Source organism: Myxococcus xanthus (genome assembly GCF_013116825.1).
Taxonomy (GTDB): domain Bacteria; phylum Myxococcota; class Myxococcia; order Myxococcales; family Myxococcaceae; genus Myxococcus; species Myxococcus xanthus_B.
The window spans coordinates 1-23235 of sequence record NZ_JABFNS010000083.1 but is presented as its reverse complement, the minus strand read 5'-3'; the positions used below and the strand labels follow the sequence as shown (position 1 = coordinate 23235).

At 67.9% G+C, this 23235-nt stretch carries 14 protein-coding genes; 5 read left to right on the top strand and 9 right to left on the bottom strand.

Annotation, left to right across the window (positions count from 1 at the left end; genetic code table 11):
• Positions 1-42: 42 nt before the first annotated feature.
• The 3 genes from HNV26_RS23080 to HNV26_RS23070 form a co-directional block, all read right to left on the bottom strand.
• Positions 43-504 carry a response regulator gene (locus tag HNV26_RS23080; RefSeq protein WP_090486438.1) on the bottom strand — a complete coding sequence of 154 codons (462 nt, stop codon included), beginning with the start codon at positions 502-504 and terminating at the stop codon, positions 43-45.
• 159 nt (positions 505-663) lie between these two features.
• Entirely contained in the window at positions 664-2370 is a 1707-nt protein-coding gene (locus HNV26_RS23075) for an Ig-like domain-containing protein (protein ID WP_366816925.1), read from the bottom strand.
• 373 nt (positions 2371-2743) lie between these two features.
• The gene (locus tag HNV26_RS23070) at positions 2744-4411 is read right to left on the bottom strand and encodes a carboxypeptidase-like regulatory domain-containing protein (protein ID WP_171443191.1); all 1668 of its coding nucleotides are present in this window, start codon (positions 4409-4411) and stop codon (positions 2744-2746) included.
• A gap of 255 nt (positions 4412-4666) precedes the next feature.
• Here HNV26_RS23070 and HNV26_RS23065 point away from each other — a divergent pair, with 255 nt between their 5' ends.
• A complete protein-coding gene (locus tag HNV26_RS23065) occupies positions 4667-5119 on the top strand; it encodes an HIT family protein (protein ID WP_140860284.1) in 453 nt (150 codons plus the stop codon).
• Positions 5120-5223: 104 nt separating this feature from the next.
• A complete protein-coding gene (locus HNV26_RS23060) occupies positions 5224-9774 on the top strand; it encodes an AAA domain-containing protein (RefSeq protein WP_253816931.1) in 4551 nt (1516 codons plus the stop codon).
• 13 nt (positions 9775-9787) lie between these two features.
• Here HNV26_RS23060 and HNV26_RS23055 read toward each other — a convergent pair whose 3' ends face one another.
• Positions 9788-10414 carry a Uma2 family endonuclease gene (locus tag HNV26_RS23055; RefSeq protein ID WP_171443192.1) on the bottom strand — a complete coding sequence of 209 codons (627 nt, stop codon included), beginning with the start codon at positions 10412-10414 and terminating at the stop codon, positions 9788-9790.
• A 142-nt stretch (positions 10415-10556) separates the two neighbouring features.
• Here HNV26_RS23055 and HNV26_RS23050 point away from each other — a divergent pair, with 142 nt between their 5' ends.
• Positions 10557-13391 carry a TonB-dependent receptor domain-containing protein gene (locus HNV26_RS23050; protein ID WP_253816930.1) on the top strand — a complete coding sequence of 945 codons (2835 nt, stop codon included), beginning with the start codon at positions 10557-10559 and terminating at the stop codon, positions 13389-13391.
• A 1-nt stretch (position 13392) separates the two neighbouring features.
• Positions 13393-13839, top strand: a complete 447-nt coding sequence (locus HNV26_RS23045; RefSeq protein ID WP_171443194.1) for a GNAT family N-acetyltransferase — start codon at positions 13393-13395, stop codon at positions 13837-13839.
• Positions 13840-14685: 846 nt separating this feature from the next.
• Here HNV26_RS23045 and HNV26_RS23040 read toward each other — a convergent pair.
• Positions 14686-15378 (bottom strand): class I SAM-dependent methyltransferase, encoded by a 693-nt coding sequence (locus HNV26_RS23040; protein WP_216612634.1) that lies wholly within the window; start codon positions 15376-15378, stop codon positions 14686-14688.
• Between the two features lie 67 nt (positions 15379-15445).
• Positions 15446-15610 carry a hypothetical protein gene (locus tag HNV26_RS23035; RefSeq protein ID WP_216612633.1) on the bottom strand — a complete coding sequence of 55 codons (165 nt, stop codon included), beginning with the start codon at positions 15608-15610 and terminating at the stop codon, positions 15446-15448.
• Between the two features lie 456 nt (positions 15611-16066).
• On the opposite strand from HNV26_RS23035, the gene HNV26_RS23030 reads away from it, so the two are divergent.
• Complete coding sequence (locus tag HNV26_RS23030) at positions 16067-18982, top strand: cell wall anchor protein (protein WP_171443195.1); 2916 nt, start codon at positions 16067-16069, stop codon at positions 18980-18982.
• A 535-nt stretch (positions 18983-19517) separates the two neighbouring features.
• On the opposite strand, the gene HNV26_RS23025 is transcribed toward HNV26_RS23030, so the two are convergent.
• The 3 genes from HNV26_RS23025 to HNV26_RS23015 all read right to left on the bottom strand — a co-directional run bounded on the left by HNV26_RS23025 (position 19518) and on the right by HNV26_RS23015 (position 23039).
• Positions 19518-20426, bottom strand: coding sequence for a hypothetical protein (locus HNV26_RS23025; protein WP_366816924.1), 909 nt, complete (start codon positions 20424-20426; stop codon positions 19518-19520).
• A 497-nt stretch (positions 20427-20923) separates the two neighbouring features.
• Positions 20924-22285, bottom strand: a complete 1362-nt coding sequence (locus HNV26_RS23020; protein ID WP_171443196.1) for a trimethylamine monooxygenase — start codon at positions 22283-22285, stop codon at positions 20924-20926.
• A 403-nt stretch (positions 22286-22688) separates the two neighbouring features.
• Positions 22689-23039 carry a hypothetical protein gene (locus HNV26_RS23015; protein ID WP_171443197.1) on the bottom strand — a complete coding sequence of 117 codons (351 nt, stop codon included), beginning with the start codon at positions 23037-23039 and terminating at the stop codon, positions 22689-22691.
• Positions 23040-23235: the final 196 nt, after the last annotated feature.

The window sequence follows — 23235 nt, the reverse complement described above, 5'->3', positions numbered from 1 at the left end:
GATGGAGTGTCCGTTGCCGAGCAGTGGTGTTGTCCTTCGGCCTCAGCCGCCCCGAACCTTCCCCTTGCTCGGCTTCAGCATGTTTCGGATCTTGTTCTCCAAATCCTGCGGCAGGCAGGGCTTGGCGACGAACTCGTCCGCGCCAGCGTCCCGGGCATGCTCCGCGTTCCCCGCGAGCACATGGCCGGTGAGCGCCATGACGGGGATGTCTCGGGTGCGGGAGTCCTGCTTGATGCGCCGCGTCGCCTCCCAGCCGTCCATGACGGGGAGGGACAGGTCCATCAGGATGATGTCGGGCTCGCCCTCGCTGGCCTTCTCCACCGCTTCGACGCCGTTGCGGGCGGTGTCCACCTCGAAGCCGACGAACTCCAGGTACTCCGCGTACATCTCCCGGGCATCGTCGAAGTCGTCCACCACGAGCACGCGCTTCTTGTTCCCCCCCGCCGCGGGCTCCTTGGCGGTTGGCATGTCTTCTGCCGGGACTGTCATCGCCGTGCTCTTCATGGGACAGACGCCTCTTGGGTTGGAACGGGCGTTGAACAATCTATACACGCCCCTCCCGACGTGCCCACCCCACCCGGCTCTTCAACGAATGCGGACCGGAGTGCCAGTACGTGTTCATTGGAGAACAGGTGGGGCGACAGGTGAAACGTTGACCGTGAATCAGTTGTTGGGACGGTAGACGTAGAGGTGGCGACGGCTGGGGGTGCCTGCGGACTCCTCGATGCGGGCCAGCACCCATTGCTCGGGGCCCGTCATGAAGAACTGGGCGGGTCCCACGGGCGTAGCGCCTGGGCGGGGAAGCAGCGGCGCGCCCATAGGCAACCAGGAACTCTCGTCCCACCGGCGGACATAGTGGTTCACGGGACCACCCGCGATTTCAGGTTCGGAGAGCAGTGCGACCAACCGGCCCTCGGGGTCGAAGTCCAGGACCTCCACCGTCGCGTCTGTTTCACCGGGATACAGGCCCTCTTGGTAAAAGCCGAGGAGCTCGGACCCCAAGAACGGGTCATAACGGACGACAGAAGGCCGTCTCCCCTCACCGACGCTCTGACCTGAACTGGCGAGGAGAAGGCGATCCGCTCCATCCAACACAGGTACAACAGGCGGTTCCCCTACCCCAATATCATTCAAAGGGTACATTCCCTCCCAATGTGTCCCCGTCCATCTTTTGACATGAGCGTATGTGGCCCCCCGCTCACCTGACCGAGTGACCCAGAAAACAACCAGACGCCCCAGCGAGTCGAACATCGCCCCAAAGCCAGAATAAACAAGACTCCCATTCAAAGAAAACGAATGCCCCAACTCCTCCCACCGATCCGCCCCCCAACGAAAACCGTATACAACCATCGACGGCCCAGCAACCTGCGCCAGGACAGTCAGATATCGCTCTCCCTGAGAATTCACGGCAAAGCCGAACGAGACAAACCTAGCGTCCGGATTGACTGTCGTGACGGGGGACCCCAAGAGAGACCAACTGCTTCCATTCCAACGCTGGATATGAATACTGGAAGCCCCGTCCACCGTCTCCCTACTCCAAGCCACAAAAATCTCATTCCCTGGCGCAATCAACAAGGAGCAATCTTTGAAGACCGATTCCTCAGCAATGGCCCCAAGTACGCCCCCCAACGGCTCCCACGCCGCCCCTGACCACCGCATGACGTAGACACCATGGTCCGAAGGCGTGCGCCCATCGACAAAGGCAACGACAGGCCTTCCTCTGTCATCCTGCACAAGCGAAAACGTCGAGACAGCCGCTCCGTCGGCAGCATCGGAAGAGATTGCCCTGCCGTAGGGCAAGTACCTGGGGATGCTCCACTCCCAGCCAAGTGCCGTTATATCCAGTTCATTCCCCGCAATGTCTGTCACCGAAGGCGCAATAATCACGGATACTTCTGAATCCACGGGGAGTTGCGCAGCAGGCGCCAGCGTCACCGTCGTGCCCTCGGCTGACAGGCGCACCTCCGCGGCGACATCCATTTGATTGACCAAGAGCCTGACGGACTCAGCAGTCACCGTAGTCGGCTCAACGGCCTCGGAGAATACGGCCTGAATGGGGGCATGCACGGAGACTTCCTGGTCTCCGGACCGCGGATTCTGCGTCACCAACCGCGGTGCCGTCCTGTCGACAATGAGTGCGTTCGCCTCACTCACGAATACGCGGTCCCCCTGTAATACCCTTGCTGTGAAGACGTGCTGGCCCTCATCCAGTTCACGGGTGCTCCAACGCAGTTCGTAGGAAGGCCAGGGCAACGTCGCTGCCGGGACGCCATCGACCAACAGCTCGACCGACTCTGGCACCAACTCAGCGACCGAAACGCGTACATCGACATCACCATTCGTGATCGCACGCGACAGCGACAGCGTCACGGCGGGATTCGAAGGTCCCGCGTCCGGCGTTTCAGGCACAACTTCGATTCCGGGCACGTTGATGCAAGCCCAGAACAATGAACTGAAACACACTGCAAAAACCCTGATCGAGTCCATAGGATCGGCTCACGACTGCAGCGATTGTGCCAGGCAATGCCGGTTCTTTCCGAGAGCAATGCCTGGGAATCCAGCCATTTACCTCGCGAAACCAACCGGAACGTAATCCAAGGCATACAGCGTCGCGGACCGTGGGTCCAAGCTGATGGACGCCACATGGACTGCGTGACCTTATCGCCTGAAATGCAGAGCCCTCCATGGACAACCATGGAGGGCCCTTGAAACAACTTATTGCCGTGTCAGCGACGCAGGCGCGTCACGGAGACGCAGCAAGTGCGGGCAGCTGAACCAGCCCGGTCTTCGCCAAGTCCAAGACAAGAGGCTGCCCCATGTAGTTCTCGTAGGTCCCATTGATGGAGCGCGACGGCAGGGCGGAGAACTTCACGACAATTTCGAAGTTGGCAAAGCTGGTGCTCGGAATCAGGTTCGACCCGAAATACGTGAACACCCATCGCGTGGTGTAACCCGACTTGATGATCAAGAAAGCGGGGAGTTCCTGCCGAGTGCCCGTCCGAGGAGGAATAATTGGCTCCTCCTCGACAAGCGGGAATCCCGTCGGATGCCCCACTTCTCCCGCGTAGTCTCCAATAACCCCAGGCGTAGTCCCCCCAATATCCCAGTTCACATGAGCATAAACGTGACCACTCACGTTCGACGGGCGTGTAATGGGGTGATTGAAGGACAGGAAGACTCTCTCGCCGGAGTTCAACTGGTCCGCACCAGGGGTGCCCACCGCCGACACCTCTTCATACTTGGACTCCACGATGGACATCTGGCGCACGGCCGACGCGTCACCCGTGAAGAAGTACCCGGTCCGCGAGTACATGCTGCCGCCCTCTGCGGACACGGCGCGCACGTCGATATTGTACTCCTTGCCATCCGCAATGGCGCCACCCGGGTTGATGGTCGCGCTGTAGCCACCATTCGCCACGTTGGTCGTCACGGGCAGAAGTTCCGCTGCATTCTCGCCCGTCATCAGAACGGACAGCGACCCCTGCTGGATGGGCTGGTTGAAGAACAGGTGGATGGGCTCACCCACACGGACCAGGTTGCGCAGAGGATGGAAGTCAGCGCCGCCGCCCCGGAGGCTGGCCACGTTGCTGCTCTCGATGCTCAGCGGCACGTTCTGCGGCCGCGAGTACGGCAGGCTGATGAGCCGCGTGGTGCTGTTGGCCACCACCTCGGCCCCATAATACGTGTTGACGTAGCCGCCGGTCTCCGGGACGCCGTCACCGTTGGCGTCGATGGGCGACACCCACAGCCTGTACTCGCCGTTGCCGTTGCGCAGGCGCGCCAGCTCAGACGCGCTCGGGATGCCCGTGAAGGTGAGCAGGCCCTGCTCGTTCGCGGTCGCCTCCACCACCACGGAGCTCACCATCGACGAGGACTCATCGCCGTTGGAGATGGCACCCGCCGGCGTGGCCTCCAGCGTCGCCCGAGCACCCGCCGCGGGACGGCCCTGCGGCGTCACCACCAGGAAGTTCAGCGTGCCGTCCAGCCGCGCCAGGGTGATGGGGCCGAAGCTCGCGTTGCCGTTGTTGATGGGGACGTTGCCCGCGGACGACGGAACCTGCGCCGTCGCGCGCAGCGTGGCATAGCCCGCCTTGGAGAACGTCAGCAGCACGTGCGAACCGGCCGGGACGTTCTTGTAGGTGAAGTTGCCCTTCGCATCCGAGACGGTCGACACCGGCTCCGCCGAGCTGCCGATGGTCATCTCCACCGTGACCTCGGTCAGCGGCCGCAGGTCCGTGCTCAGCACCTGACCGGACACCGTGCCCTTGGGATTGGCTGGCGTCACCACCGTCACAGTGTCCGGTTCGCGCACGCCGTCCGCGATTCCGTCTCCGTCCGCGTCAACCAGGTCGTCTCCACAACCGAACGCCAGGAACGGAACCACGGCCATTACCAGATGCTTCTTCATCATCCCCGCCTTGAAAGAAAAGTCCCCAAGTATCGCCGCCCCAACACTCCATGAGGCGTCAGCCGGACACTCTCCGACACCTGCCCGTTCCGTCAAGGAGCCCCCCTGATTCAGAGCGGGTTCTCATCCGCCGAGACGCCCGTAACCGGGTGTGTCATGGATCACTCGGATAACCCCGTATGTCCTCATGGACATGAGTCACCGCTGACCCGATGGCGTGACCCACCCGGGCTTTCCCCAGACTGCTAGCGTGAGCCCATGCCAGATGTCTTGGATGTAAATGACCCATGTCTCGGCTGCGCCATCGTGCGCGGTGAAACACGACCCGTGGGAGGTGTCATCGCGCGCGCGCCGGGACTGGTGCTGCATGGCGTCGCGGGCCCCAGCCCCGTGCCCGGCTGGGTCGTCATCTCCAGCGCCCGGCATGTGCGCGCCTGGTATGACCTGGAGCCAGACGCGGCGAGTGAGCTCGGCCCCTTCGCCGCCCGGGTCATGCGCGCCCAGCGCGAGGTGCTGGGCGCCGAGCACGCCTACGCCTTCGCCATTGGCGACGTGCTGCGCCACTTCCACCTGCACCTCGTCCCCCGCTATTCGCAGACGCCGCAGCGGCTCTGGGGACGGGCCGCCTTCGACGCCCCCGCCTCCGACCACCTCCCCGCGCGGGAGCTGGAGGCCGCGGCGCAGGCGCTCGCCGCAGCGCTGGCGGGCTGAAGCCCGGGCCCAGGGCCACCCTCGCGTGATAGAGACAGCGGCCTCCCCTCCCGTCGAGAGGTGTCGCCCTGTCGCCCGAGCCCCGCAACCGCGTCCTGGAGAAGATGCTTGAGCGGCTCTACGCCGCGCTCGCCTCCGGCCCCAGCCTCAACAGCCGACCGCACAACAGCCGCCAGCGCGTGGACCTCGCCACGCTGAGCCGGTTGGATGGCACCGCGCCCCACACCTTGCTGGCCGCCCTTCTCGGAGAGAAGGCCCAGGCCCGGCTCGTGGTGAAGCCGCCTCCTCCCGAGGCTCGCCCGCGCAAGGGCTCCGTCCAGGCCCGCGCCGCTCGCGCCCAGGACGACGATGCCACGGGGACGGATGCCGATGACATGCCGGACGCGGCGCCCAAGGCCGCGCACGCACTGGACGAAGACCACGTCCCTTCCCGCGACGTGGCTTCCGACGCCGCGCTTCCGCTGGACACCCCCCAAGGGCCTTCCCGCCACGCGCGTCCCGACAACGCGCCTCCAGCGGATGAGGCCCCCGCGCCTTCCCGCGCGGAGGAGGAACAGCAGGACCTGCTCCGCAAGCTGGCCACCATCGTCGAGGACGCCCGTACCTTCGAGCAGGACACCGGCGCGCACGTCCTCCACGTGGGCTTTCCCCTGCTCCACCTGCCACCGGGCGCCAAGGACAAGCGCGGCTTCGGCACCCGGCGAATCCTGGCCCCCATCGCCTTCATCCCCGTGCGGCTCACGCTCAAGAAGGGCCGCGTGCCGTCGGTGGAGCTGGAAGGCGCCGAGGCCGGCGCGGACCGCGTGGCCCCCAACACCGCGCTGCTCGCCTGGCTGGAGCAACAGACGGGCCAGCGGCTGGGCGACCTCTTCGCGGATGAAGCGGGCGAGGACCCGTGGCGCGAGCTGAACGAATTGGTGGCCGCCGTGTGCAAGGCCATGGAGTTGCCCGCGCCCGCCCCCTTCACGCCGGAAACCCTCCTGGCCCCCATTCCGCGTGGCGACGATGCCCAGCCCCAGGCCGCCATCCTCCCCAGCGCCGTGCTGGGTCTGTACCCCCTGTCCAACCAGAGCCTCGTGGACGACATGCGCGCGCTCCTGGACGGAGAGCCCATCTCCGGCCCGCTGGAGAGCTTCCTCCGCGTGGATGTCTCTCTCGGCCTGCCCCCAGGACACGGCGGCGGCGAGCCCAACCTGGAGGGGCTCAAGCAAACGGGCGAGGAGCGGCTCGTCACACTCGCGGACCCGTGCCAGGCGCGCGCGGTGCGGCTGGCACGCAGCAGCCGGGGGCTCGTCATCCATGGACCTCCGGGCACGGGCAAGTCGCAGACCATCGCCAATGCCATCGGCGACCACCTGGCGCGCGGGGAGCGCGTGCTGCTCGTCTGCGACAAGCGCACCGCGCTGGACGTGGTGAAGCACCGCCTGGACCACCTCGGACTGGGACACCTGTGCGCCGTCGTCCACGACGCCCAGCGTGACCAGCGCGACCTCTACATGGGCATCCGCGAGCAGCTCGACACGCTGCCGGAGACACGAACCGACGCCGCCGTGGCCAAGGAACTGGCGCGCATCGACACGGAGCTCCAGTCCCTCCATGACGAGCTGACGGCCGCCGACCGAGCCCTCTCCGAGCGCCCCGACGGAGGCACCGCGCCCTCCTTCCACGAACTGGTGGGCCAATGGTTCTCCGTGGAGGCCCCCGCCGCGCTCACGCCCGCCGTGTCGAGCCTCGCCCACGCACGGATGGGCGACGTGACGCCGCACGAGCGCGAGGTGCGCGAGGTGCTGGAGCGCGGCGGCAAGGAAGGCTATCCGGAGAACCCGTGGCGCGAAGCCCTGGGCGGGGAGCTCGCCACATACCTGGCGACGCCGCTGGCCACCTACCGCGAGCGCCTGAGCGCTGTCGACAGCGCGGCGCGGGACGCGGATGCGCTCGTGTCACCAGACATGCCTGTCTTCGGCGCGGACCCTCGGGCGGAGGGCGCGGCGCGCGCCGCCTTCGCTGAGAAGCTGGCGCCCCTGCTGGAGTCGGCCCGTCCGGACGTCCTCGCGCGCTGGGGCTCGGCGACGCCGGACGCGGTCCAGGCCGCGCGGACTCAGCTCGACGGGCTGGCGACACAACGACAGGTGCTCGCGGAAGGACCGCTGGACGCGGAGCTGGCGCTGGTCCACCGCGAGCAGCCCCAGGCCTTGAGCGTGCTGGCCCCCGCGATGGCCGCGCTGGGCTCGTACCTGGAGATCGCTCGCAAGTGGTACGCGTTCTTCTACTTCGCGCGAAAGGCCGGGGCGCGCCGGGTGCTCCAGCAGTTCGGTCTGACGCTGAGCATCCTCGCCGCAGAGCGCGTCACGCGGTTCTTCACGGGCGTGAAGGCCCGGGCGCTGCTCACCGAGTACCACCGCACCACGCTCGTCCCGGGCGACACCGCGACGCTCACCGATGAGTCCTTGTCCCAGACGCTTCGCACCCACGCGGCGCTCTTCGAGCTGCTGCAGGAGTTGGAGCGCACGCCCTTGCTCGCGTCGTGCCGGGACGCGGTGCGGGCGGCCCTGACGGCGGACGCGGAGGCTCGCGCGGCGCTGCTGGCGGGATTGCGGCTGTCCGCGGCCCGAGGCGACGCCGTCGCGCGGCTGGAGGCCCGGCTCGCCGAAGCGGGGCTCTTCTCCGCGTCATGGCTCGACTCGCGCTCGCGTGGGCTGCGCTCGGGCGAGCGTTTGGCATCCGTCACCACCGCCCTGGTGTCACGGCTCCCCACCGTGGAAGGTCTGCTGCGCATGAGCGCGGTGCTGACGGGCATGCCTCCGGCGCTGGAGTCCGCCGTGGAGCGGCTGGCGCGTCAAGGCGCGGAGGCAGGGGCCGGCTGGCGCGCGGTGTTGAAGGCGACGCTGGCGGCGGAAGCCTCCGCGCGCCTGAGGGAGGCGCCAGCGCTCCAGCACATCGACGCCGAGCGCGTGCGCACCACCCATTCGCACTACCGCGTGCTGGAGGAGAAGAAGCGGGTCCTCGTGCGCGACGCCCTGGTCCACCGCTGGACGCAGCGCCAGCGCGAGCGGCTGCTCGCGGGCACGGGCGGCCGGCTCAACGGGCAGGGCGCGGAGCTCCGCCGACGACTCATGCTGCGAGGAGAGCGCGCCCTGCGCGTGCGCCAGGTCATCGCCACCGGTCAAGGCATCGAAGGGGGCGACCCGCTCTTCGACGTCCGCCCCGTGTGGATGGCCAGCCCGCAGACCGTGGCGCAGATCTTCCCCCGACGCCCCATCTTCGACGTCGTCATCTTCGACGAGTCCTCGCAGTGCCGGCTGGAGGAGGCCCTGCCCGTCCTCACCCGCGCCCACCGCGTGGTCATCGCAGGTGACCCGAAGCAGTTGCCTCCCACGCGCTTCTTCGAATCCGCCGTGGTGCAGAACGCGGAGCAGGAGGCCGAAAGCGAGCAGGGCCTCTTCGAGGAGCAGCAATCCGAGGTGGAGGACCTGCTGTCGGCGGCGCTCAACCTCGACATCGACCAGTGCTACCTGGACGTGCACTACCGCTCCCAGAACGCGGACCTCATCGCCTTCAGCAACGACCACTTCTACGACAAGCGGCTCCAGGCCATTCCCGCGCACCCGTCCCACAGCGTGCCCCACGCGCCATTGCGGCTGCTCCCCGTGGGCGGCACCTATGAGAAGCGCACCAACCTGGTGGAGGCACGCGCCGTGGGCTCGCTGGTGAAGGAGCTGCTCTCACGGCCGCAACCGCCATCCATTGGCATCGCGTGCTTCAACCTCACCCAGCGCGACGCCATCAACGACGTCCTCGACGAGATGGCCGCCAGCGACGCGTCCTTCGCGGCGCGGCTGGCCGAGGCGCGCGTGCGCCGGGGCTCGGGCTCATTTGAAGGGCTCTTCGTGAAGAACCTGGAGAACGTCCAGGGCGACGAGCGGGACCACCTCATCATCAGCACCACCTACGGCCCGGACCGGCACGGCCGCTTCTACCGGCGCTTCGGCCCGCTGGGCAGCGCGGGCGGAGGCCGGCGGCTCAACGTGCTGGTGACGCGGGCGAGGGAGCAGATTCACCTCGTCACCTCGATTCCGCGCGAGTCCTACCAGTCCGCGCCCCCCATGGAAGCGGGCCGGCAGCCCAACGGCGGCTGGCTGCTCTTCGCCTACCTGCGCTTCGCGGAGGCCTTGGAGTCGGCCTATGCCCAGGACGCCCAGCGCGAGCCCGAGGACACCCTGGCCCAGACGCAGCGACCCGCCGAGACAGCGGAGGTGTTCGTGCGGCCCACGGACGCGGGTTCGGCATTCGCGCAGGCCCTGGCAGGACATCTGGCCACGCAGCACCGCGTGTCCTCGGAGGTCCACTGGGGCAATGATGGCTTCTGCGTGGACGTCGCGCTCCGGCACCCCACCCGCCCAGGCGATGTCACCGTCGGCGTGCTGTGTGACGGCACGCGCTACCCCAAGGCCGCGGACCGCGTGGAGTGGGACCTCTTCCGCACGGGCGTGCTGGAAGGCCAGGGCTGGCAGCTCGTGCGGATGTGGACGCCCTCTTTCTTCCGCGACCCCGAGGGTGCCACCACCCAGGTCCTCCAGGCCGCGGGCGACAAGCTGATGCGCGAGCCTTCCGCCTCGCCTCAGGCGGCCATGTCCGCGCGGGGCGTGGTGCACTGAGGCGGAGGCTGCGTCACTTCGCCTTCGCATCCGGCAGCCACAACACGCCGAGCTCCAGCTCCACCGCTTCAAAGGGCTCGGCGCGGACGCGCTCGTCGTCCGACCACGTCCCCTGCTCGAGCCACTGTCCCCCGCTCAGCCGGAACACCTCCAGCGTCCGCGCCTGAGGGTCCACGAGCCAGACGTGCCCGACGCCCTCCCGCGCGTAGATGCGCTTCTTGCGCGAGCGGTCCAGGGCCGCCGTGGAGGGCGAGAGCACCTCGCAGACCCAATCCGGTGGCTGCGTGAAGAAGGGCGTATCCGGGACTTCCGGCATCCGGTCGCGGCGCCAGCCCGCCAGGTCTGGCACCAGGACATCCGCGCCGAAGTGCAGCTCCGGCTCATCCAGGAAATACCAACCTCCAGGCCCGCCGCGTCCCCGTTCGAAAGGGCCATATAGCTCTCCGCCCAGCCGGGTGGTGGCCCGCGCATGTCGGCTCGTCGGCCTCGGCTGGGCAATGAGCTCCCCGTCGACAATCTGCCCCACCTGGTGTTCCGGCAGCGCCTCCAGGTCCTCGTAGGTCGCCGGGCGCTTCGTCTCGTGGCCCATTCCCGTGTCCCGTTCCTCTCTCACCGTGATGGCCGACAGCTCCTGAATCATGGCCCCCGCCTCCCCGGAGTGGAACCCCACTCCTCGTTGCATGTCCAGGCTCGACATTACCCACCAGGTCCGACACCCAATTGCCAACCCATAAGCCCCCATGGACCTCTCACCCCAGAGAGGGAAGAATGCTCGGCGTCCCATGCGTTCCTCCCGTTCTTTCGCGTTCGTCCTCTCGATGTTCCTCCTGTCCGCCCCCGTGCTCGCGGACAACAACGCGGATGAAGCGGACATCGCGTTCGAGCTCGGCAACGATGCCTATTCCAAGGGGCAGTACGCCGAGGCGCTGCGCTCGTACTTCACCAGCTACCGCCTGGTGCCCAACCGGAACGTCCTCTTCAACATCGCCCGCTGCTTCGAGGCGCTGGGCAAGTTCAACGAGGCGTACCGCTACTACAACGACCTGCTCGCCGAGGACCTGCCCAAGGAGGACGCCGCCGAGGTCTCCCGCTCCGTGGACCGGCTCCGTCCCAAGGTCGCGCTGGTGCGCGTCACCTCCAACCCCAAGGGCGCCGACGTCTACGTGGACCGCATGGACCTGGGCAGCCGGGGCCGCTCTCCGCAGACGCTCGCGCTGACGCCCGGCCGTCACAAAGTCATGGTGAAGAAGGAAGGCTACCGCGCCGCGGAGGCCACCCTCACCCTGGTACGCGGCCGCGAGACGGACCAGACCTTCGACCTCACGCTCATCACCGGCGGCGTGGAAATCACGGGCACGCCGGAGGGCGCCGAGATTCGCGACGCCCCCAACGGCAACATCCTGGCCCGCGTGCCCGGCCGCGTGCGGCTGCCTCCCGGCCAGCGCGTGCTGCACGTGCGCGCCCCCGGCTACGCGCCCAGCCAGTACGTAGTGGATGTCCCCGCCGACGGCAACGTGCCTGTCGCCGTGGCGCTGCGCCCCCAGGACCGGCCCTCCGGGCGGCTCGTCGTCACCGCCAACCGCGACGGCGCCACGGTGCGCGTGGATGGCAAGCCCGCCGGCTTCACGCCCACCGTCGTCACCCTCCCCGAAGGCGAGCACACGCTGGAGGTGGAGAGCCGCGAGGTGCGCCCGCTCCGCCAGACGGTGAAGGTGGTGGCCGAGGAAGAAGTGAAGGTCCACGCCGAGCTGCGCTACGCGCCGCCTCCGGTGCGCGCCGCATCGAAGAGCCTGGTCGCCGTCGACGAAGCGCCCGCCTCCACCACCGTGCTCACGCAGGAGGAGCTGCGCGCCTTCGGCTGGCGCACCGTCGCCGAGGCCGTGGCCGGTGTGCGCGGCTTCTATCTCACCGACGACCGGACCTATACGTACATGGGCGTGCGCGGCTTCTCCCCGCCGGGCGACCTCAACACGCGCATCCTCATCCTCTGGGATGGCCACTCCATGAACGACGTCTGGGCCGGTCAGGGCTTCGCCGCCCGCGACCTCAGCGTGGACATCCAGGAAGTGGAGCGCATCGAGGTGGTGCGCGGCCCTGGCAGCGCCCTGTACGGCACGGGCGCCTTCTTCGCCGTCATCAACGTGGTCCCCCGTGAGTCGCTGGGTTCGGACAAGCACCTGGAAGTCACGGGCGCGGTGGGCGCGCTCGGCACCACCCGGGGACACGCCGCCGCGTCGTGGGAGGACGGCAACCGCTCGGTGCTGGTCAGCGCCGCCGCCTTGACGTCCACGGGCGCGGACACCACCCGGCTGGGCACCAGCGGTCCCATCATCACCGGGCTGGACGCGGAGCGCGCCGCCGGTGGCTCCCTCCGCGCCCGGCTGGGCGACCTGTCCTTCCAGGCCCAGTTCAACGTGCGCAACAAGGAGTTGCCCACCGCGCCCTATGGCACCGTGCCCGGCACGGAGGGCAACTTCGTGCAGGACCTGCGCGCCTTCGCCGAGGCCCGCTACGAGCGCCAGTTCACCGAGCGCTTCAGCCTGTCCGTGCGCGGCGCGTTCGACGTCAGCCGCTACGAGGGCACCTACGTCTACCCGGAGGAGGACGGCGGCGCCCGGACCGAGGGCGGCGCGGCGGACTGGCTCACCGGCGAGGCCCGCGCGCGCATCGGCCTGTTCGAGGGCAACGTCTTCACGCTCGGCGTGGAAGGTCAGGCGCAGCTTCGCGTCCGGCAGGACGCCGGTGATTTGCCCCTGGAGACGCAGGCGCGCACGCTGGTGTCCGCGTACCTGCTCGACGAGTGGAAGATCCACCCACGGCTGAGCGTGTCGGCCGGTCTGCGCCTGGACAAGTACGTGGACCTGGACAGCACGCCCATCACCCCGCGCCTGGCCGTCATCGCCCGGCCCTACGAGCAGGGCCTCACCAAGCTGGTGGCGGGTAACGCCTTCCGCGCGCCCAACGTCTACGAGCTCTACTACGCGGACGGCATCTCCCAGGGCGCGGCGCTGAACCTGCGGCCGGAGACCATCACCACCTTCGAGTTGGAGCACTCGCACGACCTGACGGACGAGCTGCGCCTCACCGTCGCCGGCTACCACAACCGCATCTCCAGCCTGGTGCAGCTCACCGCGGAGGACTCGGCTTCAGGCGACTGCGGCACTGCCGCCTGTCTGCGCTTCATGAACACCGATGGCACCACACTCGCCTGGGGCGCCGAGGCCGGCGTGCACTGGCAGCCGGGCCGCTGGCTGATGGTGGACGTGAGCTACTCCTACGTGACGCTGCGCAACGCCTCGGAGGAAGTGGCCAACGCGGCGCCCGCGCACCTGATGGCGGGCCGGATGATGCTGCCCATTGGCGCTGGCGACATGCGCGTGGCCACCCAGGCCATCTACCAGAGCGCCCGGCCCACCGGCCCGGGCGGCGCGGACAGCGGCGAAGCACTGCTGGTGGGCTTCGGCCTGTCGGGTGACTACGGCCCCCTGCGCTACTTCGCCGGTGTGCACAACCTGCTGGACGCCCGCTACTCGCTGCCGGTGTCGGACGAGAACTCCATCGCCCCCGTTCCCCAGTACGGCCGCACCTTCACGCTCCAGCTCACGGGGACTTTCTGACGTGACGGCCGGCGCCACCTTCACCTTCATCCACCCCGGGCATCCGCTCTACGCGGGCGAGATGGAGCTGCGCTTCCGCGTGCTGCGCGAGCCGCTCGGCTACACCCGTGACGACGTCGCCTTTCCCTTCGAGGCGGAGAGCCTGCACCTGGTGGCGCACCAGGAGGAGGGGGTGCTCGGCTGCGTCCTCTTCAACCCCGAGGATGCCCACGGCGGACGGCTGTTCCAGATGGCCGTGGCCTCCCACCTCCAAGGGCAGGGGCTGGGTGCCCGGCTGGTGCGTACGCTGGAAGTGGAGCTGGTGCGGCGCGGCTTCACCCATGTCCACCTGCACGCGCGCGAACCGGCGGTCCCGTTCTATGAGCGGCTGGGTTACGCCGTCTTCGGCGCCCCCTACACCGAGGTGGGCGTCCCCCACCGAAACATGCGTAAGACACTCGGGGCCTAGCGGACCTACGAGCGCCTGGACCTCCTCGAACGCTGCCCCCGTGACGTTCGCGCGCTCCATCGCCCTCTTGAGGTCCTCATTCACACCTCGGCTGATGTGGTCGGGTTCCAGAGAGAGCCGAGAAGCTTGAGCACCGCCTGGGGCCGCGCACGAGAGTAGGCGAGCCCCGAGCGTAACGAGTCCTGAAGCTCGGTCATTTCGTCGAAGAGCAGGTTGTGAGTGGTGCGTCCGCGCAGAGGGCGCCACAGCCGCTCAACAGGCTGAAGCTGCGGGCTGTAGGGTGGCAGCCAGTACAATGTCAGGTGAGGGTAGCGCCGCGAAGCCCAGTCCACGGGCCGCGACGCCCTCGGCCAGCATCTTCGAAGCCACCCGGGACGCCCCTGCAAGCCAGGACCCGATGCTATGACAGACGCATGACGACGCTGAAGGAGTGGCTCCTGGCGGTCCTGCCGTTCACGGCGCTGGTCCTGCTCTGGCGCTTCTCGGTGTCGCGCGAGAAGCGGCACACCCAGACGCTCTACCGCGCCGTCGACGAAGGGGACGTGAGCGAGGTCCAGGCCATCCTCTCGAAGCAGGCCTTCCCGAACCTGCGCTCCGTGGTCGTCGCGAGCGCCATCGTAAGGGCCGTCGAATCCAGACAGGTTGCCGTGCTCGACTTCCTGCTCAGCCCCGAGCTGAAGCCCGTGACGCTCACCCAGAAGCTCGATTGCTTCCTTGGTCTTTCTTCGCCACGACGTCCGAGGATGGACCGTCGCCTGAAACGACGAAGGGCCCGAGCGTGGGCACGAGCCCTCGTGGAACGTCACCCGCGCGAGGCGAGGCCCTCGCGTCGCCGCTCCCCCAGGGTCATCGACTGGACGCGGGCTGCAGGAACAGCAGGTAGTGGTCCGGAAGGCCGTCGTACTCGGACACGATGGAGTAGCCCGCCTGCTGGGCGGCGGCGGCGAGCGGCGGGCGCATCGCCCGGAGGTGCGTCACCGCGATACGGCCATTCGGGGTGAGGGCGAGACGCAGCCTGGTCAGGTAGGCCACACGGTCCGAGAGGAAGTGGTCCACCTCGGAGAGAAGGATGAGGTCGTACGCGCCGGGTTCGAGGCCTGGCTCGTCCGGTTCCACCTTGCGCACCACGACGTTCTTCCGCTCGGACATCCGTGCGCGAAGCCGCTTGAGGGACTCGTCGTTGATGTCGGTCGCGACCACCTGTCCCGCCGGACCAACGGCCTCCGAGAGGCGCTGCGTGAAGTAGCCCAGGCCCGCTCCGACATCGGCAATCCGCTGTCCCGGCGTAATTCCCAGCGCGGCGATGAACCTGGCAGGCTGACGGGACTGGTCATACGAGGCCTGCACGCCTTCGACCCCTCCGAGGCCATGGAGGCCGGCGGGCTGCTCCGCCGCAGGGGCCTCCGTCGGCGTCCGGGATGGCTCGGGGCGCTTTTCCTCTCCGCCCTCGGAGCGACATCCGCCTGTCGCGGCCGTCACCAGACAGAGCAGCAGCCGCGCGAGACGACGGGGCGTTGCATGGGCACGAAAGAGAGTCATTCCGGGCGACCTCTTCGGAGGGGGAGGAGCAACGGGTGCTCCTCCGAGGATTGCCCCCCATGCTGGCTCACGGCGTCAGGAGAATCCACTCCGACGCCGCGACGAGCCCGCCCGTGGCCACGTCCAGCGCAGCGAACTGCGCGCCCTGCACGCCCACGCGCCGGTTGATGTCGAAGGTGACGGGCGGAGACACGCCCGTGTCGAAGTCGCGCAGCGCCTCCAGGTGCTGCACCAGTCTGGGTCAAGCACTGAGGCGCGAGGAGGAACGATGACTCGCCATCTATGCGCCGTACTCGCCGCGTGCGCCGTGCTCGGCGCGTGCTCGGACGCTGACAAGAAGCCCTCGGGCACGCTCTGAATCACAGGATGTCAGCACCGTTCTGCTGACGTCACGAGCCGGTCACAGCCACGGTCACGAGGCTTGCGTGGATGCCCAACGCTCGGGGTGCCGACCGCCCTTCGGCCCTTGCACCGTGCGCAGATGTCTTTGGGCTTCGCGTTCTCCAAGGACTCCGCGTGACCGCATGGGCAGGACTGCCACCTTCTTTCGCTCCCACCCGACGATCCCAGCCGTTTCACGGCAGCTTTCCCGTGTCATGACAGTCGATTGCGCTTCTCGCTTCGGGGTCCTTCACATGGCCGATTCCCGGACCTCCAGTCCGGTGAGTCGACACCCGATCGAAACCCCATGCCCCCATTCCGAAGTCTGTGGATCGCGGCCGCCCTACTGATGGCCGCCTGTGGAACGACTGAGCTCGCGCAGCCCGACGACGTACAGGATGCGACGACGGCCCAGGGCCTCTCCACGCTCTCCGTGCGAGGAACCACCAGCGCGAGCGGCCTGGCCATCACCGCCCTCTCCATCCCCACCCCCGTCGGTACGGCCGCCGGAGATGTGCTGGTGATGCAGCTGAGCAATCGCGAGGCCGTCGCCGCCGTCGCCACCCCACCCGCTGGCTGGACGCTGCTGCGCTCCGAGCAGAGCGCCTCGGCCATCAAGTCCTGGCTCTTCCTCCGCGTGGCCAGCGCGGCCGAGCCGAGCAGTCACACCTTCACCCTCGACCTCGCCAGCTCCATGGCGGCCACCCTGGTCGCGGTGTCGGGCGCGGATCCGCTCCAGCCGATCGACGTGCACGTGGGCCAGAAGAATGGCAACAGCGCGAGCCTCGCGCTGCCCGTCGCCACCACGTCGTCCGCGAACGGCCTCGCGGTGTGGTTCTCGGCCCAGGTCTGGGGAGGCGCCGCGTGCCCCGCGGTCCACACCCCTCCGACGGGCTTCACCGAGCAGCTCGACACCTGCCTCGTCTCGTCGTCGCGCGGCGTGCTGCACAGCGCCGCCACCTCGGAGCTCGGGGCCGCAGGTGCCCAGCCCGCCTTCACCGGCAGCTCCACGCTCCCCAACACCAACATCACGCACGCGGTGGTGCTGCGTCCCGTCCAGCCGCCGGCCACCGGGGAAATCACCCTCGTCGGCACCACGCACGCGAGCGGCAAGACGGTCACCAGCCTGACCCTCTCGACCCCTCCGGGCGTCGCCGCCGGTAACGTGCTGCTGGCGCACCTTGCGAACCGGAACCAGATCGGCGCCGAGCTCACCCCGCCTGCAGGTTGGACGCTGGTGCGCACCGACATGAGCACCTGGAGCATCCGCGGCTGGGTCTTCGTCCGCGTCGCCACCGCCAGCGAGCCCGCGAGCCACACTTTCCAGAGCTCCATCGCGAGCTACCTCGTCGGCAACCTCGTGGCGTATGCCGGCGTCGATCCCGCCAACCCGATCGACACGCACGCCGGCAAGAGCAACAGCGGCTCGACGGCCTTCACGACGCCGCAGCTGAGCACCTCGACCGCGGGCGGGGCTGCCGTCTGGTTCGGCGCGCAGGCGTGGACCGGCGCCGCGTGTCCAACCCCGGCGATTGAGCCCCCCGTGGGCTTCGCCGAGACCTACGACACCTGCCTGGTGTCCTCGTCCCAGGGCCTCGTCTTCAACGCCGCCTTCATGCCCCTCGCCGGTGCCGGCCTCCAGGGACCGTTCAACGGGAGCTCGACGTTCGCCGAGACCAACGTCGCGCAGGTCGTCGCCCTTCGCCGCGCCGAGGTCGCGCCGTCCTCGGGGGTCGCGTTGCGTGGGAGCTCGCACCACAGCGGCCTGTCGCTCGCTTCGCTGTCGATCCCCAAGCCGTCGGGGACCGAGGCCAACGACGCGCTCATCGCGCGGGTGACCGTGCGCAACAACATCTCCGCGACCGTCACGCCGCCCGCCGGCTGGACGTTCCTGCGCTCGGAGCAGAGCGCCTGGGCCATCCGCACCTGGATCTTCTACCGCGTCGCGGGCGCCTCCGAGCCTGCGAGCTACGCGTTCGAACTGGACGCGACCACCCACATGGCGGGGAGCGTGGAGGCCTTCAGCGGCGTCGATCCGGTCCAGCCAATCGACGTGCACGCAGGCCAGAAGAACGGCGACTCCGCGTCGTTCACCGTGCCCGACGTGGTGACCGGCAGCGCGGGTGGCCTCGCCGTCTGGTACGGCTCACAGGTCTGGCCGGACGCCACCTGCCCTGCCACCGGCATCGAGCCGCCGCTCGGCTTCACCGAGGCCTTCGACGCGTGCCTGGGTCACACCAACGGGCTGCTCTTCAATGCGGCCTACCGGTCGCTCACCGCGCCGGGCCTCCAGACGGGCCTCTCCGGCAGCTCCGCGTTCGTGCAGACCAACACCGCGCACGTGATCGTCCTGCGCGCCGCCAACGCCCCCGCCTGCATGGTCGGCGACACGTACGCGAGCACCTTCACGCTCCAGGGCACCGTGACCGCGCCGGAAATCGTGGAGCCCTCGGGCCTGGCCGCGAGCCGCGTGGTCGGCAACGCGCTGTACGTGCACAACGAGGACACCACCGCGATCGTCGCGATCGACACGCTCAACGCGAGCACGATCGGCACGTTCAACGTGACCAACGTGACGCCGGCCGACTGGGAGGACCTCGCAACCGGGCCCTGCCCGAGCGGCTCGTGCATCTTCATCGGTGACATCGGGAAGTGGAGCGCCAACTTCCCTCCGGGTGGCAGCCCCACGTCGTTCACGATCTACCGCGTGCCCGAGCCGGATCTCGCCAACGGCCAGACCTCGGGGGGGCTCGTCGCCGAGGCCTTCCCGTTCGTCTATCCGGACGGCGCGAAGGACGCGGAGTCGCTGATGGTGCACCCCACCACCGGGGACATCTACGTCGTCACCAAGAACGGGGGCACGGGGCAGAGCGGCGTGTACAAGTTCCCCCAGCCGCTGACGCCGGGCGTGCAGGCCACGCTGCTCCACGTCCACACGATCCAGCTGCCGCTGAACGGAGACGCCAACTTCTCGGCCGCGACCGCGGCGGCGATCCACCCATGCGCGGATCGCTTCCTCCTTCGCACCTACCGCACTGTCTACGAGTTCCGTGCGACGCCGGGACTTGGCTTCGAGTCGGCCGTCTTCGCAACGCCCGTCACGCTGACCGACACCACCGAGGGCCAGGGTGAGGCGATCGAGTACGAGGCCAACGGCGCGAGCTACTTCACGATGAGCGAGAGCCCCTCGCCCTTCAAGCTCAAGCGCGTGCCCCTGCAGTAGGACCGCGTCGACACGCCGAGGAGCAAGGCCGGTCGTGGGGCACGTCCCCATGGCCGGCCTTGCTGTTCCCAAAGGAGCAGAGCATGTTGACACCGCACGTGCCGCTGATGACGAGGCTCCCGGTCGCGCCCAGGAAGGTGCCACCAACTGCTCCCCCCAAGGACACGAGCACGAGGCGGGGCAGGTTCACGCTCAGCAACCCTTGGTCCGCGTGACGCGTGTCTTCGGGCTGCAGGCCCGATGGCTCGAGCGTCACGGGGGACTCTTCCGACACCTGCGCCGCGCCCTCGTCCTGGGGCAACGCCTGTGACTCGGCTCGCGCAGCCATCGGCGCGAACACCATCGCCACGGCCACCATCAGCCATCCGCTCAACGGCATCGCGTGCACCAGGCTTCCCCGTGGGACGCGAGTCCATTCGCGCACCAGGACCGTTCAGGTCCAGACAGAATCGCGAATCGACACAGGCGCTCGAAGACATGGTGCGATTACCGCAGTGCGAACGGCCTGAGCCGCTTGAGCTGGGTTGCGGTATGCCTACCCCTCAAGCACCAACATTGAGCGCCCCTCAGGCTCCCACACGCCGACAGCTATCCTGCCAGGTTCCAGGCTTTTGAGTGACTCGATGTCTCCGCTTTCACGCAGATCAATGGGGAAGTCCGCGCGCACGGGGCTCCCAAGGTCTTGATCGGTGAGGATGAGGGAGTCTTCGACCGCGTACAACGCAATGCTCTCCTCGTCGACCCAGCAACCCGGAAGACCGATGCCGTTTTCTGCATCCAATTCGTCCGCAGTGAGGCGACCTGTTTCTTCTAACGAAGGCCACGCAAAGACGCGAGCAACCTCAGGATCGTCCGGGTAGGGGGTTACGAGGAGCTTGGTGCCAGATGGATTGAAGCCCGCGATGACAGGATCCTGCCCAGCCAGAATTTCTTCAACGCGCAGTGAACCACCAGCGAGTTCGATCTTGTAGGTGCTGGATCCTGACTGCCCCATCGGCAACTCCACGAGGAGCGTCGGTGATGATGGATGGCGGGTGATGAACGCGGTCGCATCTTCAGCCGCCACCTGAACGTCGTCCAAGATCTTCCCCGAAGCGGGATCGATCAGCAGGATACGGTGCGAGCTGTCGCCAGGCGCCGTAGCGATGATCAGTTCCTCGACACATGCAGCAGCATCACAAACGAGATCAGGAACCACCACTGCGTGGTCACCTACGATGAGCAGGTTCTTCCCGTCTGACAACACGAGACGTTCGAGGCCGCGGGCGGCGAGGAGAAGCGTGGCATCGGTGTCGTAAGCGGCAATCACATCAAGATTGCTGTTCAGTAGCCTGACTGCACCCTCCTGCAAGCACGCGTAGCGGTGCGGTTCTGGAGCCGTGCCTGCGGGAACCAGGGTGACTGGACCCGCAATCATATTGACCAACGCCGGAGAGTTGTTCACCCGAATACTGTAATCGCTCCGCAGTGATTCGTGCCTCAAACGTTTTTGCCGGGGATGCCAGCCAGCAAGATTCGAAGCTCCGAAGTCCTCGCGGACTGTTACATTGTCTGCGCTGGGGACTTCTCGGGTCTCCGGGCGATACGAGACGATGGCCGGACGCGTCGCCGTCCTCCATCCGGACCCGGTGAATGCACGCGCAGGCGTTGGCGAGGTGGCGCGAGCGCTCCGGGAGTGGGGGAACCATGAGGCCCCGTTCCGTTGCGCCTTCGCGCTTCTCTCCGCAGCGGAGGGCCTCGAGCGCTCCGCCGAAGACGAGGCCCTCCACGTCGCCGGGTCCACCGCTGTGAACCTGTCGCCCCGTCTACGCCAATGCCTGCACGGAAACGCCCTTTGCCGCCTGTAGGGATGCCGGCAGAGGAAGGCCCAAAGAGGTCATCGTCGAGCGACGCTTCTTGGCCGCGCGGCCCCGGCGCCGGGGCCCATCCCTCCGGGGCCCCTCACCCGGTCCTGCGCACCGGGGCCTCGGCGAGGAAGCTCTCCGCCGAGTCGTCCAGCTCGTCCATCCACTTGCGACGGTGCGGCGTGGCGCGAGTGCCGGTGACGATCGACGTGAAGGTGCGGTCGCGGTAGCCGAGGATGTCCTCCTGCTTGTCGCGCAGCCACTGCTTCAGCAGCTCCGCGACCTTCTCCACGCTGAAGCCCGGGTAGTCGGTGCGGTCGAGCAGGTCCCGGATGTAGGCGGTTTGGAAGTCCACCGCCCCGAACGAATCCTGGACCCCCTCCTCGCGCTCGACCCACGCCGCGATGTCCGCCTCGCGCTCCTCGGCGGACGGCAGCGCGGTGCGCCCCATGATGACGTCGCGCACCAGCCATGCCTGGGCGTCGAACATGTTGAAGGTGTAGTACTGGTCCTGCATCCCCAGGTAGGCGAGCTCCGGCTGGCCTTGCCAGAACACGCCCTTGTAGAGCCCCGGCGGATAGAGCCGGTTGTGGCTCTCCAGGCGCAGCGCATTGGGAAGGAAGCGGTACTTGTGCTGGTAACCCGTGCACAGGATGACCGCATCGAGCGTCGCGGAGGTCCCATCCGCGAAGTGCGCGCGGTTCCCCTCGAACCGCTTCACCAGTGGTACCTCCTTCATGCCCATGGGCCACCTGAAGCCCATGGGGGCGGACCGGTAGCTGATGGTCACCGACTTCGCGCCCAGCTTGTGGCACTGCACGCCGATGTCCTCGGCGGAGTAGCTGCTCCCGATCAGCAGGAGATTCTTTCCCGCGAACTCCTCGGCGCCGCGGAAGTCGTGCGCGTGCAGCACGCGACCGGGGAAGGAGTCGATGCCCTCGAAGAAGGGCACGTTCGGCGTGGAAAAGTGGCCGGTTGCGTTCACCACCCGGTCGAACGACTCCTCGCGGACCTCGCGCCTGGCGAGGTCGTCGACCACCACGGTGAACTTCCGGGTCTCCTCGGACCAGGAGAGCCAACGAACGATGGTGTTGAACTGGATGTACTTGCGGACGTCGCACTTCTCCACCCGCCCGCGGATGTAGTCGTAGAGCACCTCGCGCGGCGGATAGGACGGGATCGGCCGGCCGAAGTGCTCGTCGAAGGAGTAGTCGGCGAACTCGAGCGCCTCCTTCGGACCGTTCGACCACAGGTGCCGATACATGCTGCCGTGCACCGGCTCGCCGTAGCGTCCCAGGCCGGTCCTCCACGTGTAGTTCCAGAGCCCGCCCCAATCCTCCTGCTTCTCGAAGCAGACGATTTCCGGGATCTCCGCTCCCTTGCGGGCAGCGGATTCAAACGCACGCAACTGGGCCAAGCCGCTGGGGCCAGCTCCGATGATCGCGACACGAAGAGCCATCTGGACACACCTCGAGCAGGGGAGCTGCCCGGCGCACCTGGGCGCCGGCGACCGTCCCGCAGGTTCATGCACGTGGGCGCACGCGCCCCATGCACCGGAGTCCGTGGACTCCGGGTGGATGGAATGCCGAGCGGCGCAGAGGCCGGGGCAAGGAACGTCGGACGCGAGCGAGGGCGCCATCGACGCAGGAGCGTTTCGCATAGCTGAGCGCGCGAGAACGGATTCCTATGGGGTCAAACCTTCACCAGACTTGACCGTGGATGTCAACGCTCAAGCTGCCTTGCGCCCTGACAGCGTCCGCTCGTCCGCCCGCTCGCCCTGCAAGCGCACTCTTGGTATCTCGACCGTCGACCGCAGGGATGCGCCATCGCTCAGCCAGCGCACCGATGCCTTGGGGCCGGCGTCACCACAGCGAGAGCTCGGTCAGACTCAGCGGCAGCCCGCCGTTGTCAGTCTTGCTGCGCAGGCGGATGTAGCGGGCGCTGGTCGCGGGGATGAACGCTCCGACGATGCCGTCCATTCCGACGCCTGCCCAGGATTCGCCGTCGACCGAGAGCTCGGCGGTGATGCCGCGCACCACCAGCAGCGATGCAGGGCGAGCCGTGTCGAGGTCGACCGTCAACACGCGATCGGCTCGCGCGGCTCCACACCCCTGGCCCAGGTCATCCGGCACGCAGCCGGTGTCCACGGGCGGCTGGAACCTGTTCACAAAGTCGCCGTCGGTCAGGGCGCACGCGGTGATGGCCACCGGCACACCGCTGGCTCCCGTGGCGGTGCAGCGAGATCTGGAAGGTGACGCTCTAGGCGGTGGCTCCCGAGGGCAGCGCGCCGAAGGTGACGCTGGCGTTCTCGCTACCCGTGGTCACCGACAGGTGCGGTTCGAGCATAGGAAGGACAGGAGCGCATAAGAGGAATGGGGGCCCTGTTGAGGGGGAGGGAGGGTGCAGAGG